Origin of the sequence: Glycomyces sp. NPDC047010, assembly GCF_040644205.1 — a bacterium.
Classification (GTDB): Bacteria; Actinomycetota; Actinomycetes; order Mycobacteriales; family Micromonosporaceae; genus Glycomyces.
Map to the genome: position 1 here is coordinate 447,806 of NZ_JBEYVY010000002.1, position 15,902 is coordinate 463,707.

Below are 15,902 nucleotides of genomic sequence, written 5' to 3' on the forward strand. Positions count from 1 at the left end.
TATCCGGCATGACCGACAACAGCCCTTCCTGGGAGCCGCCGCTCGCCGGCACCGAGTCCGAGCACCTGCTCGCCATGCTCGAACGCCTCCGCACCACCTTCCGCTGGAAGGCCGACGGCCTCGACGCCGACGGCCTGAACCAGCGGATCGGCGCGTCCAGCCTCACCATCGGCGGGTTGCTCAAGCACCTCGCGCGCGTCGAGGACATCACGTTCGCGTGGAAGATGCGCGGCGAGTCCCCCGGCGAGCCCTGGGTCTCCGCGCCGCTCGACGACACCGACGACTGGGAGTTCTCCACCGCCGCCACCGACAGCCCCGAGTACCTGTACGGCCTGTACGACGCCGCGGTCGCCCGCTCCCGCGAGCGCTTGGCCGCCATCACCTCTGACGGCGGCCTCGACCAGGAGGCCCACTGGGAATGGCCCGGCCGCGGCCACTTCTCCGTCCGCCGCATCGTCTGCGACCTCATCGAGGAGTACGGCCGCCACACCGGCCACGCCGACCTCCTCCGCGAAGCCGTCGACGGCCGCGTGGGAGAAGACCCGCCCGAGGACTGGACCCCCGAGTCCTGACGGCGGGTACCGTTGCGGGTCAAGGAGGACCGCCTGTGGAACCCGACCCGCACCAGATCGTCGCGGCGCTGCGCGCCTGGGCCGAGGGCACCGACTGGGTCGACTGGGTCGAACTCGGCGGGTCCCTCGGCCGCGGCGCGGGCGACGCGCTCTCCGACGTCGACGCCGGGATCGGCGTCCCCGGCCTCACCGAGGACGACCCGCGCATCGCCGCCGCACTCGACGCCGCCACCGGCTTCGCGCCGCCCGCCGCGACCCTCGCCCAGCGGCTCGGCGACCTCACCCACCTCGTCTGCGTCTACCGCGACGGCCGCCAGCTCTCCCTCGTCGTCTTCGACGCCGCCGCCCGCAACGGCCTCGCCCCGCAGTCGACCGCGGTCGCCGACAAGTCCGGGCGCCTCGCCGAGCCGATCGACCCGGCCCGCTGGACCCCCGACGACGGCGCGCGCCGCGAGTGGGCGTTCCTCGCGTGGATCGCCCTCGGCGACGCCGCCCGCCACGCGAGCCGCGGCCGCCCCTGGCGCGCCCTCGGGTCGCTCACCGAGGCCCGCGACCAGCTGTGGCGCCTCCACGCCGCCGACCTCGGCCTCACCTACCCCGCGTTCGGCGCCGTCACCGTCGAGAACGCCGACGCCCCCGCCCCGCACGGCGTCGCCGCGACCCACCCCGCCGACCTCACCCGGCCCGCGCTCCACGGCGCGATCGAAGCCCTTGCGGCCCTGCTCGACCCGTACACCGGCGCCGACCTGGAGCCCCTCGCCGCCGCCGTCCGGCCCCGCTTCGAGCTGCTGCGTGTGGACGGTGGACGCTAGGCTCCGGTGCCATGACCGACACCGATGTGACCGAAGTGGCCGAAGAGCCTGAGGCCGACCGGCGCCGCTGGTGGCGTTCGCGGTGGCTGCGGGGGCTGTCGTGGGTCGGGACCGCGGGAGTGGTCGCGTACACGCTGATCCGGCTGCTGGGGTTGGAGACCGGGTGGGTGCTGGTCACCACCGTCGCGTTCGTGCCGTACTTCGCCGTCGCGGCCCTCGCGGCCGCCGGTGTGCAAGCGGCCGTGCGGCACTGGGCCGCGCTCGCGGTCACCGGCGCCGCTGTCGTCGCGCTCGCCGTCGTCCTCGTCCCGCGCACGGTCGCCGATGAGCAGCCGTCGGCGGGCGGCGCGGAGTTCACCGTCATGTCCGTGAACCTCTACGTCGGCCAGACCGACCTCGGGAAGGTCGTCGAGCTCGTTGAGGAGCACGAGCCCGACCTGCTCAGCGTCCAGGAGCTCACCCCCGGCGCCGCCGAGGGGCTCGCCGCTCTCGGCCTGGAGGAGCTGCTCCCCTACTCGATCCTCGAACCCGACGAGCTCGCCGTGGGCACCGGCCTCTACTCGGCGCACCCCATGGAGCGCATCGAGACCATGGGCCGGGACGGGATCTTCTACCAGATCGGCGCCGAGGTCGACCTCGGCGGCGAATCCGTCAGGTTCATGGCCGTGCACACCGCCGCCCCGGCCACCCCCGAGCGGATCCCGTTGTGGGAGGAGGACTTCGAGCAGATCCCGCGCCCCGACGGCGGCGCCCCGTGGGTGCTCGCCGGGGACTTCAACGCCACCCTCGACCACGACAACATGCGCGGCCTCCTCGCCGACGGCTACAGCGACGCCGCCGACGCCACCGGCCAGGGTCTCGCCCCGACCTGGCGGCCCATCGAGGGCGGCTACCTGAACGGGCGCGTGCGCCCGCCCGCCGTCACCCTCGACCACGTGCTCGCCGAAGACGGCGTGGCCGTCCTCGACTTCGCGGTCCTCGCCAAGGACGGCAGCGACCACGCACCCGTCCTCGCCACCCTCCGCCTCCCCTGACCAGGCTCCCTGCCTTGCTTCCTGAAGTGGATTTCAGGTTTGCGATGAATCCTGTCGGGGGCCCTCGTCATAGTGGGGGAGCGACCATCCACTCAGCGAAAGGAACCGCATCATGCGCCAGATCATCGTCACCGCGTTCGTCTCCCTCGACGGCGTCATGGAGGCCCCCGGCGGAGAGGCCGGCTACCGCAACTCCGGCTGGACCTTCAAGGACGTCGAGTTCCTCCCCGACGCCTACGAGCTCAAGTCCCGCGAGCAGGACGAGGCCGGGGCGCTCCTGCTCGGCCGCGTCTCCTACGAGGCGTTCGCGCCCGCCTGGCCCCAGATGACCGAGGAGTTCGCCGGGTACAACGCCATGCCCCGGTACGTCGTGTCGACCACCCTCAAGGAGCAGGACGAGCGCTGGCCCGCCACGATCCTCCGCTCCATCGACGAGGTCGCCGCGCTCAAGGAGACCGAGGGCGGCCCGATCTCGGTGCACGGCAGCGCCACCCTCGGGAAGAGCCTCGCCGACGCCGGGCTGGTCGACCGCTACCACCTGCTGGTGTTCCCCGTGCTCCTCGGCGCCGGAAAGCGCCTGTTCAGCGAGGCCGACCAGGACGCAGTGAAGCTCGACCTCGTGGAGTACGAGGCGTACGCCAACGGCATCCAGAAGCAGGTCTTCGACGTCGTTCGCTGAGCGAGTGACCAATGGCGCGGGGCCGGGCCGCCTTCAGGCGGCCCCGGTCTTGAGCGTCAACCGTTCACAGGGGAGCGTCGCGCCGCTCATCTCGACGGTCTTGCGGGCGCCGTCGAGCTCGAAGCCGTACCGCTCGTAGAAGCGGCGGCTGATCGCACTGCCCTCCATCATCCACACCCGCACCGGCGAGAACCCCTGCTCGGCGAGCCACCGCACGCCCTCGTTCATGAGGGCCCGGCCCGCGCCGCGGCTCCAGTGGTCGGGGTGGACGTAGATCGACTGGACCTCCCCGGGGACGCCGGGTCCGGCGTTGTCGTCGTCGGCCTCGTCGTGGTCGAAGGTGAACGAGGCGAACCCGATCACGTAGGGGCCCTTCTCGGCCACGAACTCGGTTTCGAGCGGGCGCTTGCGCGCGAGGTAGCGCACGTAGCGTTCGGAGGCCTCTTCGGGGAGCCCGGCCAGCACGTCGGCGCCGACCAGGCCGTCGTAGGCCGCGCGCCAGGAAGCGGTGCGGACCTGAACCATCTCGTCTGCGTCGGCGGGGGTGGCCGTTCGGATCCTCATGTCTACCAACCGTGCCCGAAGGTCCACAAGAAAGCAACCGCTTAGGGGCCCGGAATTGCGAACGCAACCCGTTCGTGCAAGAAGTGTCTAGGCGACCGGCGACTCCAGCAGCCGCAGCTCTTGCGCGGTGGCGTCGACGGAGGCCAGTGCCCCGATGGGCATCGGCAGATTCGGGCCGGTATGTCCGAAGTCGACTCCCGCGAGGACGGGGAATCCGTAGTCGCCGAGCACGTCGAGCACGACGTCCTTGACACCGGCGAGCGTCCCGTCGGGGAGGTCGCGGTCGGAGATCCCGGCGGGGATGCCCACGACCATCGCCGAGGTCCGGTCGAAGACGCCCTGCATCCGCAGCACGTGGAGCTGGTTCCACACGTGCCCGAGGTTGCGGCCCACGTCCTCCCAGAAGAACACGGCGCCGTCCCAGGTCTCGGGCGCGAGCGCGTACGGGGACGCCTGGACGTTGATGAGCCGGTCGAGCAGCCCCCCGACGAGGCGGCCCGTGGCCTGTCCGGGTTTCCATGTCTCCCAAGGCTTGTCGGCCGGAAGCCGGACCTCGGCGAGATCGCCGGTGAGGAGCCCGAAGAGGAGGTCGCGGATCTCGGCGTGCCGTTCCGGAGTCGCCCCGGACCAGAAGCGGCCGCTCAGGCCGGGCGCGAAGTCGGCGTGCATGCCGACCAGGCCGGTCTGCGAGTGCAGGGCGAGGTGGAGCGCGGTGATGTCGCTGAAGCCGAGGAGCGGCTTCGGGTCGCGGCGGACCGCGTCGTAGTCGATGCGGTCGAGGTACGCGGAGGTCGCGTTGCCGCCCGCGAACGGGATGATCGCCCGGACCTCGGGGTCGGCCAGGAGCGCGTTCAGTTCGGCGGCCTGCTCGGCGGGGGCGGCCGCGCGCCAGAACCGGTGCCCGCCGGAGGTGAGGAGGGGCGTGACGCGGACCCGGAACCCGAGCTGTTCGAGGACGTCGACCGCGCCGTCGAGCTCCTCGGTGCGGTGGGCGCTGCGCGGGCCGGACAAGGCCGCGATGGCGACGGTGTCGCCGGGGTGCAGCCGCTTGGGGCGCAAGGGTTCCATGCTGGTGCCTCTCCTGGGGGACGGGTCGGGGCCGGGACCAGCCTAACGGCGGTCCCGGCCCGAGGCAATGCCTGGAAGCAAGCGTTATCTCAGTTCGAGCACCCGGTCTTCGGCGACCTCGGCTTCGGTGGTCCCGGCCCGGCGGGCCCGGGCCACGGTGAACCCGATGCCGGCGACCGCGACGAGGACGGCCGCGCCGTAGGCGGCGAGCGAGGCCGCGTCGGGGGAGGCGAACGACTGGCCGCGCACGGCCTGCCATGCGGCCGTGCCGAACACCCCGAGGTACCCGGCGGCGGTCCAGCGGACGACGGTGGCGCGGACCCGGTCGTCGCGCAGCCACGCATTGCGGGCCGCCAGGCTCTGCCTCATTTGAAGGAAAGCGAGCAGCATCCCGACGCCGATGAGGACCTGGATGCCGTGCAGGCCGATGAAGTGGGCGACGCGCATGTCGCCGCCGGTGGTGGACCAGCCGGTGAGGAACATGCCGTTGCCGTCCAGGTCGCCGACGCCGTGCCCGGCGTTGAGCGGGACCTCGGCGCCGTTGGCGTCGACCTGGGTGCGCTGGCCCTGGCCGCCGACGGTGACGATGAAGAACGCCGCGAACATGCCGAGGCTCGACAGCAGCAGGCCCCACCGGATCACGGCCGTGACGGCGCGGTCCCCGATGCGCTGGAACAGGACCAGGACCGCGATGACCACGTTGGCGAGGAACATGACCGGCACGAATTGGAAGGCCATCTGGACGACCTGGTTGAACGCGTCGTCGGAGGCGTTGAAGTGGCTGAACGTGCCCATCGCGGCGGCGGCGACGATCACGCCGACCTCGGCGGCGCTGATGACCGCGAACAGGGTCCCGAAGGCCCAGCCGGTGCGCCGCAGCTTCGTCATGTGCGACAGGAGCCAGGCGAGCGACAGGCAGTAGGTGAAGAAGGAGAACCCGAACTTGAAGGACTTGACCCAGACGCTCTCGCCCAGGATGGTGCGGTCGTCGAAGGGCATCGCGGCGAGCGACGCGAGCGCGACGACCCCGCACGCGATCCCGAGGACCAGCAGGGGTCGGTGCCAGCGGCGGTCCCCGCCGGTGAGGGCGATCCCGGCACCGGCGGCGCGGTCGGCGACGGTGGGGCGGCGGTGGGCGGCGAGGGTTGTGCTCATGCATAGAACGCTATTTCGGATCGCGTTGCCGCACACTGACGTGGGCCGCCGAATGGACGGTAGGGCCTGCCTTACCGCGCCGGGCGGGGATCGGGAGCGCCTCGGCGGTTCTTCGCAAATCGGGCATCGCGAGCGCCCCCCGAATCCATAGTGCCCGGAGGGTCCGACAGTGCACCGGCGGTGTCGCAGAGGCTGACCTTGGACGAAGTGCGCATGAACGCTTGCGCGTTCATCGCGCCGTAACGAGGATGTGACGAATGAGCTCTAATCTCAGTCGCATCTTGGACAGCGTGGACCCGTTCATCGGTACTGCCGCTACCGATCTGCCCGCGGCGCAGGGGCTGGCCGCCGCTTGGTGGTGGCCGAAGGCCCAGGTGGGGAACACCCACCCGGGCGCCTGCTACCCGCTCGGGATGGTCTCCGCGTGCGCGTGCTCCGGCGCCTACCCGACCGGCTACGGCCTCTACGGCATCTCCAAGGAGGGCGCTCCCGAGCCGATGTACGACGAGTACCTCGCCAGCGGGTTCACCCACTTCCAGCAGTCCGGCACGGGCGCGATCCGCAAGTACTACAACTACTTCCGCGTCACCCCGATGGTCGAGCCGCTCGACTCGCTCGGGAACCGCTGGCGCCTGCGCGACGAGGAGGCCGCGCCCGGCTACTACGCCGCGACCCTGGAGAACGGGATCCGCTGCGAGCTCACCGTCGGCGCGAAGACCGCCGTCCACCGGTACACGTTCCCCGAGTCGTCCTCGTCCCGCGTGGTCGTGGACTTCTCGTACGGCGGCCTCGCGATCGAGCACGGCACCACGGTCCCGCTGCGCGCCGGCATCGAGAGCCTCGGGCAGGGCAGCGCGCAGGGCACCGTCGTCATGGAGGGCATCCCGCTCTCGGTCTACATCGACACCGACGCGCCCGGCTGGCGCCAGCTCGTCTGGTACGACCGGCGCCGCGTCGACGGCGGCACCCGCCTCGACTTCGACTACATCCGCCGCACCACGCTGCGCCCGTTCGGCCTCATGTTCATGGGCCCCACCAGGGCCGGGCAGGTCGTGGAGATCCGCATGGGCTTCTCCATGCGCGGCACAGAGCAGGCGAAGCGGAACCTGGAGCAGGCCCTCCCCGGGCAGGCCGGGTTCGACGCGGCCCTCGCGGACACTCAGGATGCCTGGTCCGACTACTTCTCGCAGGTCGAGGTCCAGGGAGGCACCCCCGAGCGCCGGACCGTGTTCGCGACGAGCCTGTACCACTCGCTCATCAAGCCGTGCTTCGCGCAGGACGAGAGTCCGTTCTGGCCCTCCAAGGGGCCCTTCGTGTTCGACATCGCGACGATGTGGGACATGTACAAGACCCAGTTCCCGCTGCTCACGGCCCTGAACCCGGCCAAGGGCGCGGACATGCTGGAGGCGATCGTGCGGATCGCCGAGGAGGAGGGGAACCTCCCGATCGGGTACCGGATGGCGCGCGGCTCCGACCGGTTCTTCCGGCAGGCGTCCGCGCTCGCGCACACCGTGCTCGCCGACGGGTACCAGCTGGGACTCGAAGGGCCCGAATGGGACTGGGCGCTCGTCCACATGCAGGACGACCTGCGGCGCGGCTACGGCGAGGACTACACCGAACGCGGCGTCGTCCACCCGATCAGCCACACCCTCGACCTCGCCACCGGCTACTGGTGCACTGCGGTCCTCGCCCGCGGCCTCGGGGACCTCAAGCTCGCCGACGAGCTGGAGGCCAAGGCCAAGGGCTGGGTCAACGCGTTCGGCCCCGACGGGCTCCTGCGCGACTCCAGCTTCTACGAGGGCGGGCGCTGGAACTACTCGTTCCGGCTCCTCCACGACATGGCCGCCCGCATCGGCCTCGCCGGGGGCGACCGCGAGTTCACCGCGGTCCTCGACCGGTTCTTCGGGTACGGCGCCGACCCGGCCGTGCAGCTCGGGGTGCCGCCGTTCGGCACCGAGTTCGCGATGGGCCTGGACCTGAACCGGTTCGAGGGCCTGAACAACGAGCCCGACATGGAGGCCCCGTGGGCCTACCACTACGCCGGGCGGCCCGACCGGACCGCCGAGGTCGTGCACGCGGCCCTGTCGTACCAGTTCGGGACCGGCCGCGGCGGGCTCGTCGGCAACGACGACTCCGGGGCGCTGTCCTCGTGGTACGTGTGGGCGTCGCTGGGCCTGTTCCCCGTCGCCGGCCAGAACCTGTTCCTCGTCAACGCGCCCGCGTTCGCCGAGGCGCGGCTCCGCTTCGGCGGCAACGACTTCGAGCTGGTCACCACCGGGCACGCCGAGACCGGCATCGGCGCGGACGCGCACGGGACGGCCCCGCGGTACGTCCAGTCCGCGCGCTTCGACGGCAAGCCCCTGGACCAGAGCTTCATCACCGGCAACCAGCTGCACGGCGGCGGTCGCCTGGAGATCGAGCTCGGGCCCGAACCCTCCGACTGGGCGACGAAGACGCGCCCGCCGTCCGCCTCCGACCGTGCCGACCATGCTCGGGACGCCGGAGCCCGCATCCAGGAGTTCCTACCGTGACCGAGCAGTCCCGCGGCCCGCAGCGCCGCCTCGTCATCGTCGTCCGCGCCGACCCGGTCGTGTGCGGCCACGCCACCGAGGCCCGCGGCCTCGCCGAAGTCGCCCTCACCCGCGGCTTCGACGACGTGCGCATCGTGACCTGGCCGATCGACACGCTGAAGGCCGCGGGACTGCCGCTCAAACCGCTCGACGAGCTCCTCCCCTACTCGGAGGGCATCACCGTCGAGCGGCCCGGACCCGTCGGGGACTACCGCGTCCCCGACGGGCGCCACCTCCTCGGCATGACCGGCCGCCTCGTGGAGCTGTTCACCGACGGCGTGCCCACCGTGTGCATGTCGATGTACCTGTCGCCGCACGCGAACGCCGTCGTCGACGCCCTCCGCTCGGTCCGCGCCGCGGGCCTCGGCGCGGACGTCACCACCATCGCCGAGGCCGTGGGCTCCGACATCACGAACGTCGTGCGCGGCTGCCTCGAACGCGGCGAGCTCGGCGCGGCCGCCGCCCTGTTCACCACCTACCTCGCCAACGACCGGTGCGTCGCCGTGTCCCAGTACACGAAGGACCTCATCCAAGAGGAGGCGGCGCAGGTGGACCGGGCCCTCGGCACCCGCTTCGCCGAGGAGGTCGCCGCCCGCGTCCAGGTCTCCTACCCGGCCGTCGACGCCTCCGCCTACACCGGCCTCGACCCGTCCGCCGTCGATGCGGCGCTCGCCGCCCGCGGGCTCCGCCGCGACGGGTACGTCCTGTTCCTCTCCCGCGTCGCCGCCGCGAAAGGCGCCGACGACCTCATCACCGCCTACCGCGCGTCCCTCGCCTCCCGCACCCACCGGCTCGTCATCGCGGGGACCGGCCCGGCCCTCGCGGACACGAAGGCCCTCGCCGCCGGGGACGACCGGATCGTGTTCCTCACCGACGTCTCCGACGAGGAGAAGCCGCTGCTCATGAACGGCTGCGCCGCCTACGCGCTGCCGTCGAAGCCGCGCCCCGAGTTCGTCGAGACGTTCGGCATCGCCCTCGTCGAGAAGATGCTCGCCGGAGGCGGCCCCGTCATCACCACCGGCACCGGCGGCATCCCCGAAGCCGTGGGGGACAACGCGATCGAAGTGCCCGCCGCCGACCCCGAGGCCCTCGCCGCCGCGATCGACTTCGCCGTCGCCATGGACGGCCCCGAACGCGCCGAATGGGCCGCGCGCGCCCGCGCCCACGCGATGCGCTTCGACCGCACCGCCGTCTTCGACAACCTCTTCACCGGCCTCACCGCCCCCGCGCCCATCGGCTGACCTGCACCCGGACCGCCCGCCGCAGAAAGTTCGAGAAAAACTCGAAACCGCGGCAACCTTCGGGGCGTCCGCGGCAACTGGATGACGGTGCGGCAACCCGGCTCCGCCGCACCGAACATCTACCGGAGGGACGGGCCGCGATGTCCTCACCGACTTTCACCACCACCCCCGCCATGGCGCGCCCGTAACGACTCCGCTGGTTCCACGGATGGGCTTCCTGCCATGGGAGATCGACAGGCGCGGGCACCGGGGGTGCCTGCGCCTGTCGTGCAACGGAACGTGAGGAGGTCACGGTCCTGCTGCTAGAATCGCCTCCCCGCAATGCGACCGGAAGGCCCCCGTTGGACGTCCCCGCTGCACTCGACGAGGACGCCTTCCGCGCCTTCTTCGAGCGGCACCACGCCGAGCTCGCGCGCTTCGCGTGGATGCTCATCGGCGAGCGCACCGCAGCGGAGGACATCGCCGCCGACGCCATGCTCGCCGTCTGGCGCCAATGGGACCAGGCCCGCCGCGCCCGCTCGCAGATCGCCTACGCCCGCGGCATCGTCGCCAACCTCGCCAAGGCCCGCATCCGCGCCGCCGTGCGCGAACGCCGCCGCAACACCCTCTTCTGGCAGAAGCCCACCGAGACCGCCGACGGCCCCGACACCGCCGCCGTCATCGACGTGCGCGCCGCCCTCGACCGGCTCCCCCTGCGCCGCCGCGCCTGCGTCGTCCTGCGCCACTCCCTCGGGCTCTCCGAACGCGAGACCGCCGACGCCCTCGGCGTCTCCGTCGGCACCGTCAAGTCCCAGACCTCCAAGGGCCTCGCCGACCTCCGCCGCCTCCTCGGACCCGCACCCGACGGCCCCGCATGGGCGCAGGTCACCAAGGGGGTGGCGTGATGAGCGACCCCGCCGACCGGCTCCGCGTCCACGCCGAGGAGTTCGAGCCCGACTCCGACCGCATGTGGACCCGCGTCGCCGAAGGCATGCGCGCCCCCCGCGGCGCCGCCACCGCACCCGAACGCGCGCGCTGGCGCGTCCCGCACCTGGCGATGGCCACCGGCGCGGCCGTCGTCCTCATCGGCGGCGTCGTCCTCTTCGGACTGACCCAGGGCGCCGGTCCTTCCGCCGACCCCGACCCGGCCCCGCCCGCCGCCGGCCCCGGCGCCCAGACCTCCGAGTCCGAAGCGTCCCAGGACGACACGAGCGAGGAGTCCTCCCCCGACGGGCCCTCCGGCTCCGGCAGCAGCGCCGAAGGCGGCACCGAGACCGAGGAGACGCCCGAGCAGCCCGACTGGCTGTGGTCCGAGGGCGCGATCGACGCCAACAACACCGACTACTTCACCCAGTCGACCGTGAAGTTCCGCTCCGACACGGCCCTCACCGGCCTCGAAGTGGAGCTGCGCCTCGCCGAAGGCGACGGCCTCGCCTACCTCGACTCGTGGACCACCGACGACAACCTCTTCACCGAGGCCGTCTACACCAGCGAGGACGGATACGCGGTCCTGCGCTGGACGCTGAAGGACGGCGCGGTCGTCCCCGCCGGGAACGAGTACACGCTCGCGGGCCAGTTCGACCCCAACGGGGGTCCGCGCAGCGGCGACGCCGACTCCTTCACGGTCACCGCCACCGGCGAGGACGGCGAGACCGGCGTCCTCGAAGGCGGCTTCTAGCCGGCCCGGCAACCCCAGAGCGGGGGCGGGACCGGCGACCGGTCCCGCCCCCGAAATCCGCGGTCAGCAGTCGCAGGCGAGGCCGCTCGACGGGGCCGTCAGGGGGTCGGGGCGGCCGCGTTCGACGCCGGCGTCGGTCTCGACGGGGAGGCCCTCGCGGGACCAGTACTCGAAGCCGCCCATCATGTACTTCACCCGGTAGCCGAGCTTCGCGAACTCGATCGCGGCGCGGTAGGCGCCGTTGCAGCCCGGGCCCCAGCAGTAGACGACCACCGGCTTCGACGGGTCGACGAGTTCCGCTGCACGGGAGGCGATGTCGTCGGTCGGGAGGTGCACGGCGCCGGGGACGCGGCCCTGGAACCAGGCGGCCGCGCCGCGGGTGTCCACGAGCGTGAAGCCGGGGTCATCCGCGCCGGAGGCGGCGAACACGTCGGAGACGTCGGTGCTGAAGGCCAGCAGGCCGGTGAAGTGGGCGAGCGCGTCGGCGGGGGAGGCCGGGGGCACGCGCAGCACGGCGTTCTCATTCGTTCCCATGCCCCGAATCTAAATGCCGGTACAAACGGTTTTTTGCACCGGTACAAACTCCGCCACCTGTCGGGACGGGAGGTAGCGTAGACGCCGAACCGCACCCGATGAGAGAGGGACGCAATCGTGGCTCCCACCGCACCCACGGTCGACCTCGTCCACGGCGCCGCCATGCCGCGCCTGGGCCTGGGCACCTGGCCCATGGACGACGCCGAGGCCGAGCGGGTCGTCGCCGAGGCGATCGGCCTCGGCTACCGCCTCGTCGACACCGCCGAGAACTACCGCAACGAGCGCGGCGTCGGCCTGGGCCTCAAAGTCTCCGGCGTCGCCCGCGAGGACCTGTTCGTCACCACCAAGTTCAACCGCGAATGGCACGGCGTCGACCTCGCCGCCGAGGCCGCCGAGCGCCGCCTCGACCTCCTCGGCCTCGACTACCTCGACCTGCTGCTCATCCACTGGCCCAATCCGCAGCACGGCAAGTACACCGAGGCGTGGCAGGGCCTCGCCCGGCTGCTCGAATCCGGCCGCGTCAAGGCCATCGGCACCTCGAACTTCAAGCCCGCGCACCTCGACCGGATCATCGACGCCACCGGCGTCGTGCCCGACGTCAACCAGATCCAGTTGAGCCCCTTCACCACCCGCGACGAGACCCGCGCCTACGACGCCGCGAAGGGCATCGCCACCCAGTCCTGGTCCCCGATCGGCGGCGAGGGCGGCGAGGTCCGCAAGGACCCCCTGGTCGTCGAGCTGGCGGAGAAGTACGGGAGGACGCCGGGGCAGATCGTGCTGCGCTGGCACCTGGAGCTGGGCCTCTCGGTGGCGGTGAAGTCCTCGAACACGGAGCGGCTGGAGCAGAACCTCGACGTGTTCGGGTTCGAGCTGGAAGCGGCCGACGTGGCGGCCCTGTCGGGCCTGGACCGCGGCGAGGGCGCCGCGGCTGACTCCGACGAGTTCGGGCACTAGGCGGAGAGCGAACGGCGAACGGCGGCACCGGTTTCCGGTGCCGCCGTCCGCTATTCGGGTTCGGGGACGAAGCGGAGCACGTCGCCGGGCTGGCAGTCGAGGACCCGGCAGATCGCTTCGAGCGTGGAGAACCGCACGGCCTTCGCGCGCCCGTTCTTGAGGACCGCGACGTTCGCGGGGCTGATCCCCACCGCCTCGGCGAACTCCCCCACGGACATCCCGCGCTTGGCCAGCAGCAGGTCGATGTCCACGACGATGGCCATCAGATGACCTCTGCCATCTCGGACTGGAGCTGGGTGGCCTTGCGCAGGAGCCCGCGCATGATGACCATGAGCATCGCGAACGAGGTGCCCGCGGCGCCGCACACCAGGAGCGAGCCGAGGCCGCCGAGCAGGGCCATCTCGTCGGCCGTCCCGTTGCTGTCGGACACGAAGACGTAGCAGAAGACCCCGGCGGAGAGGAGCGTCGCGGCGATGGTGGCCGCGATGATGACATCGACCCACCGGAACGCGCGGTCGCTGAAGATCGAGTCCGCGGCGATCATGTCGAGGAGCATCCAGCCCGCGACGAGCACGACCTGGACGAGCGCGACGCCGACGATCGCGGCGGTGAGCAGCACGGGGATGAAGTCCGAGCTGTACATGAAGTCGATTTCGTCGACCAGCGAGTTCGGCGCGATGAAGATCTGCCCGAACAGCCCGAACAGGAAGGCCGTGACCAGAGCCAGCCGGAGCATGAGGATGAGGAATGCGTTCATGCATCGATTCTCGATCGGTATCTATCGAAAGTCAATAGATACTGATCGAGAATCGATGGACGGCACGATTCCGGGAGGCTCAGTCTTCGAGGAGCGTCAGCTCCATGCCGCGGATCGTGGCCGCGTCGGTGATGCCCTCCATGGCCGTGATCCGGCCGTCCTCGATCGTGAACACCAGGACCCGCGTGGGCATGTCGGGGATCGAGGAGACCGCGCCGATCTTGCCGTCCACGAGGACCAGCTGCGCCTGGGAGGCCATGGCCGCGAAGGTCATCGCGCCGCCCGCGATCGTGGCCGCGCCGCGCAGGATGGTGCCGACCTCGGCCGCGTCGGTCCGCAGCGTGACGTCGGGGTCGAGCACCGACACGAGCGCGTCGAAGTTGCCCTCCTTCGCCGCGGACATGAACGCCTCCACGACGGCCCGCTGCCGGGCCGCGTCGCGGTGCTCCGGCTCGCCGGTGCCCCGCACCCGGCCGCGGGCCCGGCTCGCGAGCTTCCTTGCGGCCGTGGGGGTCCGGTCCACGATCTGGGCGATCTCCGTGAACGGGACGCCGAACATGTCGTGCAGGACGAACGCGAGCCGCTCGGCCGGTTCGAGGGTCTCCAGGACCACCAGCAGCGCCAGGCCCACCGAGTCGGCCATGACCGCCGACGACTCCGGGTCCACCGGCGCGCCCGTGAGGCTCGGCAGCGCGTTCTGCTCGGGCCCGGCCTCGGGGATCGGCTGCTCGGCCCGGGACTTGCGGCGCCGCAGCTGGTCCAGGCACACCCGCCCGACGACCGTGGTCAGCCACCCGCTCAGGTTCTCGATGCGGTCGGCGTCGGCGGTGGCGAGCCGGAACCACGCCTCCTGGACGGCGTCCTCGGCCTCGCCGGAGGAGCCGAGCATCCGGAACGCGACGGCCTCCAGCCGCGGGCGGTCCTCGTCGAAGCGGCGTGCGAGCCACTGGTCGTCGGTCATGTCCGGTCCCTTCCCCGAAGTGCGGTCACCGGTATGACGCAATCCTGGACCCGAACGTGACCGCCGCGGGGACGATGTGCCCCCCGTCACCGCCGCCGGTTCAGAAGTCCACGGGGTCGCGGACGATCGGGCAGGTCATGCAGTGCCCGCCGCCGCGCCCGCGTCCCAGCTCCGCGCCGACGATCGTGATGACCTCGATCCCGGCCTTGCGCAGCAGCGTGTTCGTCTGCGTGTTCCGGTCGTACGTCATGACCACGCCCGGCTCCAGTGCGACCGCGTTGTTCCCCGAGTCCCACTGCTGCCGTTCGGAGGCGTACACGTCGCCGCCGGTCTCGATGACCCGCAGGCCCGGCAGGCCCAGCGCCGAGGCGACGATGTCGGTGAACGCGGCCGTGCCGTGGTCGACCAGCTCCAGGCCCGGCTCCCGGTCCGCCGGGTACAGCGAGAACGTGTGCACCGAGTCCATGATCTGCGGGTACAGGGTCACCACGTCGCGGTCCGCGAACGTGAACACCGTGTCCAGGTGCATCGCCGAGCGCAGCTTCGGCATGCCCGCCACCACGACCCGCTCGGCCGCGCCCCGCGCGAACAGCGCCCGCGCCACCTGCGTGATCGCCTGCCGGGAGGTGCGCTCGCTCATGCCCATGAGCACCACGCCGTTCCCCACCGGCATGATGTCGCCGCCCTCGAACGTCGCCTGCCCCCACGCCTCGTCCGGGTCGCCCCACCACACCGTCGAGCCCGTGAACTCCGGATGGAACGTGTACACGGCCTTCATCAGCAGCGTCTCGTCGCGCCGCGCGGGCCAGTACAGCGGGTTCAGCGTGACCCCGCCGTACAGCCAGCACGTCGTGTCGCGCGTGTACAGGGTGTTCGGCAGCGGCGGCATCAGGTACTCGCGCACGCCCGTCGACTCCCGCGCGAGCGCGAGGTACGGCGGTCGCAGGTCCTCCGGGAGGTCCGCGGTCGACAGGCCGCCGATGAGGAACTCCGCGAGCGACTCCGGGCTCAGCGACTCCAGGTACACGCGGGTCGGCTCGATGAGCCCCAGGCCCACCTCGTTCGCGGTGATCTTCCGGTCCAGCAGCCACGACCGGGCCGCCGGGTCCGCGACAGTGGCCGCGAGGAGGTCGTGCAGCTCCACGACCTCGACGCCCCGCGCCCGCATCTTGTTCACGAAGTCGAGGTGGTCGCGCTGCGCGTTCTCCACCCACATGACGTCGTCGAACAGCAGCCCGTCCGCGTTCGTCGGCGTGAGCCGCCGGTGCGCCAGGCCCGGCCGGCACACGAGGACCTTCCGCAGCCGGCCCACCTCGGAGTGGACGCCGTATCCCTCGGTCATGT

Annotated in this window: 17 protein-coding genes; 9 read left to right on the plus strand and 8 right to left on the minus strand. The window is 71.7% G+C overall.

All coding sequences use genetic code 11. From position 1 onward, the window contains the following. Positions 1-8 precede the first annotated feature (8 nt). From AB0A65_RS05610 to AB0A65_RS05625, 4 genes are all read left to right on the plus strand, one after another. A complete protein-coding gene (locus AB0A65_RS05610; protein ID WP_359946731.1) occupies positions 9-572 on the plus strand; it encodes a DUF664 domain-containing protein in 564 nt (187 codons plus the stop codon). Between the two features lie 35 nt (positions 573-607). Beyond that, positions 608-1,384, plus strand: a complete 777-nt coding sequence (locus AB0A65_RS05615; protein ID WP_359946734.1) for a hypothetical protein — start codon at positions 608-610, stop codon at positions 1,382-1,384. Between the two features lie 11 nt (positions 1,385-1,395). Then, entirely contained in the window at positions 1,396-2,418 is a 1,023-nt protein-coding gene (locus AB0A65_RS05620; protein WP_359946736.1) for an endonuclease/exonuclease/phosphatase family protein, read from the plus strand. Between the two features lie 112 nt (positions 2,419-2,530). After that, the gene (locus tag AB0A65_RS05625) at positions 2,531-3,097 is read left to right on the plus strand and encodes a dihydrofolate reductase family protein (protein WP_359946739.1); all 567 of its coding nucleotides are present in this window, start codon (positions 2,531-2,533) and stop codon (positions 3,095-3,097) included. Positions 3,098-3,130: 33 nt separating this feature from the next. Here AB0A65_RS05625 and AB0A65_RS05630 read toward each other — a convergent pair whose 3' ends face one another. The 3 genes from AB0A65_RS05630 to AB0A65_RS05640 form a co-directional block, all read right to left on the minus strand. Beyond that, complete coding sequence (locus AB0A65_RS05630; protein ID WP_359946742.1) at positions 3,131-3,661, minus strand: GNAT family N-acetyltransferase; 531 nt, start codon at positions 3,659-3,661, stop codon at positions 3,131-3,133. A gap of 87 nt (positions 3,662-3,748) precedes the next feature. Then, the gene (locus AB0A65_RS05635; RefSeq protein WP_359946745.1) at positions 3,749-4,729 is read right to left on the minus strand and encodes an LD-carboxypeptidase; all 981 of its coding nucleotides are present in this window, start codon (positions 4,727-4,729) and stop codon (positions 3,749-3,751) included. 84 nt (positions 4,730-4,813) lie between these two features. Continuing rightward, complete coding sequence (locus AB0A65_RS05640; RefSeq protein WP_359946748.1) at positions 4,814-5,884, minus strand: hypothetical protein; 1,071 nt, start codon at positions 5,882-5,884, stop codon at positions 4,814-4,816. 257 nt (positions 5,885-6,141) lie between these two features. Here AB0A65_RS05640 and AB0A65_RS05645 point away from each other — a divergent pair, with 257 nt between their 5' ends. The 4 genes from AB0A65_RS05645 (at position 6,142) to AB0A65_RS05660 (ending at position 11,352) form a co-directional block, all read left to right on the plus strand. Then, positions 6,142-8,415 (plus strand): glycoside hydrolase domain-containing protein, encoded by a 2,274-nt coding sequence (locus tag AB0A65_RS05645; protein WP_359946751.1) that lies wholly within the window; start codon positions 6,142-6,144, stop codon positions 8,413-8,415. Beyond that, positions 8,412-9,695 (plus strand): glycosyltransferase, encoded by a 1,284-nt coding sequence (locus AB0A65_RS05650; protein WP_359946754.1) that lies wholly within the window; start codon positions 8,412-8,414, stop codon positions 9,693-9,695. The genes AB0A65_RS05645 and AB0A65_RS05650 overlap by 4 nt, the downstream gene beginning before the upstream one ends. A 341-nt stretch (positions 9,696-10,036) precedes the next feature. After that, the gene (locus tag AB0A65_RS05655) at positions 10,037-10,579 is read left to right on the plus strand and encodes a SigE family RNA polymerase sigma factor (RefSeq protein WP_359946757.1); all 543 of its coding nucleotides are present in this window, start codon (positions 10,037-10,039) and stop codon (positions 10,577-10,579) included. Continuing rightward, entirely contained in the window at positions 10,579-11,352 is a 774-nt protein-coding gene (locus tag AB0A65_RS05660; protein ID WP_359946760.1) for a hypothetical protein, read from the plus strand. The genes AB0A65_RS05655 and AB0A65_RS05660 overlap by 1 nt, the downstream gene beginning before the upstream one ends. A gap of 63 nt (positions 11,353-11,415) precedes the next feature. Here the strand turns inward: AB0A65_RS05660 and AB0A65_RS05665 are convergent, their stop codons facing one another. Then, complete coding sequence (locus AB0A65_RS05665; protein ID WP_359946762.1) at positions 11,416-11,886, minus strand: rhodanese-like domain-containing protein; 471 nt, start codon at positions 11,884-11,886, stop codon at positions 11,416-11,418. Positions 11,887-12,048: 162 nt separating this feature from the next. Here AB0A65_RS05665 and AB0A65_RS05670 point away from each other — a divergent pair, with 162 nt between their 5' ends. Further along, positions 12,049-12,840, plus strand: a complete 792-nt coding sequence (locus AB0A65_RS05670; protein WP_359947206.1) for an aldo/keto reductase — start codon at positions 12,049-12,051, stop codon at positions 12,838-12,840. Between the two features lie 50 nt (positions 12,841-12,890). Here the strand turns inward: AB0A65_RS05670 and AB0A65_RS05675 are convergent, their stop codons facing one another. The 4 genes from AB0A65_RS05675 to AB0A65_RS05690 form a co-directional block, all read right to left on the minus strand. Further along, positions 12,891-13,103, minus strand: a complete 213-nt coding sequence (locus AB0A65_RS05675) for a helix-turn-helix transcriptional regulator (RefSeq protein WP_359946764.1) — start codon at positions 13,101-13,103, stop codon at positions 12,891-12,893. Beyond that, positions 13,103-13,597: a DUF2975 domain-containing protein gene (locus tag AB0A65_RS05680; RefSeq protein ID WP_359946766.1), complete on the minus strand. Its 495-nt coding sequence runs from the start codon at positions 13,595-13,597 to the stop codon at positions 13,103-13,105. Before AB0A65_RS05680 ends, AB0A65_RS05675 begins: the two co-directional genes overlap by 1 nt. Positions 13,598-13,676: 79 nt before the next feature. After that, complete coding sequence (locus tag AB0A65_RS05685) at positions 13,677-14,558, minus strand: sigma-70 family RNA polymerase sigma factor (protein ID WP_359946769.1); 882 nt, start codon at positions 14,556-14,558, stop codon at positions 13,677-13,679. A 100-nt stretch (positions 14,559-14,658) separates the two neighbouring features. Continuing rightward, entirely contained in the window at positions 14,659-15,900 is a 1,242-nt protein-coding gene (locus AB0A65_RS05690) for an arginine deiminase (protein WP_359946771.1), read from the minus strand. Positions 15,901-15,902 lie beyond the last annotated feature (2 nt).

What these genes read in the sequence shown, in the direction of transcription:
- AB0A65_RS05645 (WP_359946751.1), top strand. Translation starts at nt 6,142, where the DNA reads ATGAGCTCTAATCTCAGTCGCATCTTGGACAGCGTGGACCCGTTCATC.
- AB0A65_RS05680 (WP_359946766.1), bottom strand. Translation starts at nt 13,597, where the DNA reads ATGAACGCATTCCTCATCCTCATGCTCCGGCTGGCTCTGGTCACGGCC.
- AB0A65_RS05640 (WP_359946748.1), bottom strand. Translation starts at nt 5,884, where the DNA reads ATGAGCACAACCCTCGCCGCCCACCGCCGCCCCACCGTCGCCGACCGC.
- AB0A65_RS05670 (WP_359947206.1), top strand. Translation starts at nt 12,049, where the DNA reads ATGCCGCGCCTGGGCCTGGGCACCTGGCCCATGGACGACGCCGAGGCC.
- AB0A65_RS05685 (WP_359946769.1), bottom strand. Translation starts at nt 14,558, where the DNA reads ATGACCGACGACCAGTGGCTCGCACGCCGCTTCGACGAGGACCGCCCG.
- AB0A65_RS05660 (WP_359946760.1), top strand. Translation starts at nt 10,579, where the DNA reads ATGAGCGACCCCGCCGACCGGCTCCGCGTCCACGCCGAGGAGTTCGAG.
- AB0A65_RS05630 (WP_359946742.1), bottom strand. Translation starts at nt 3,661, where the DNA reads ATGAGGATCCGAACGGCCACCCCCGCCGACGCAGACGAGATGGTTCAG.
- AB0A65_RS05620 (WP_359946736.1), top strand. Translation starts at nt 1,396, where the DNA reads ATGACCGACACCGATGTGACCGAAGTGGCCGAAGAGCCTGAGGCCGAC.
- AB0A65_RS05675 (WP_359946764.1), bottom strand. Translation starts at nt 13,103, where the DNA reads ATGGCCATCGTCGTGGACATCGACCTGCTGCTGGCCAAGCGCGGGATG.
- AB0A65_RS05625 (WP_359946739.1), top strand. Translation starts at nt 2,531, where the DNA reads ATGCGCCAGATCATCGTCACCGCGTTCGTCTCCCTCGACGGCGTCATG.
- AB0A65_RS05690 (WP_359946771.1), bottom strand. Translation starts at nt 15,900, where the DNA reads ATGACCGAGGGATACGGCGTCCACTCCGAGGTGGGCCGGCTGCGGAAG.
- AB0A65_RS05610 (WP_359946731.1), top strand. Translation starts at nt 9, where the DNA reads ATGACCGACAACAGCCCTTCCTGGGAGCCGCCGCTCGCCGGCACCGAG.
- AB0A65_RS05665 (WP_359946762.1), bottom strand. Translation starts at nt 11,886, where the DNA reads ATGGGAACGAATGAGAACGCCGTGCTGCGCGTGCCCCCGGCCTCCCCC.
- AB0A65_RS05635 (WP_359946745.1), bottom strand. Translation starts at nt 4,729, where the DNA reads ATGGAACCCTTGCGCCCCAAGCGGCTGCACCCCGGCGACACCGTCGCC.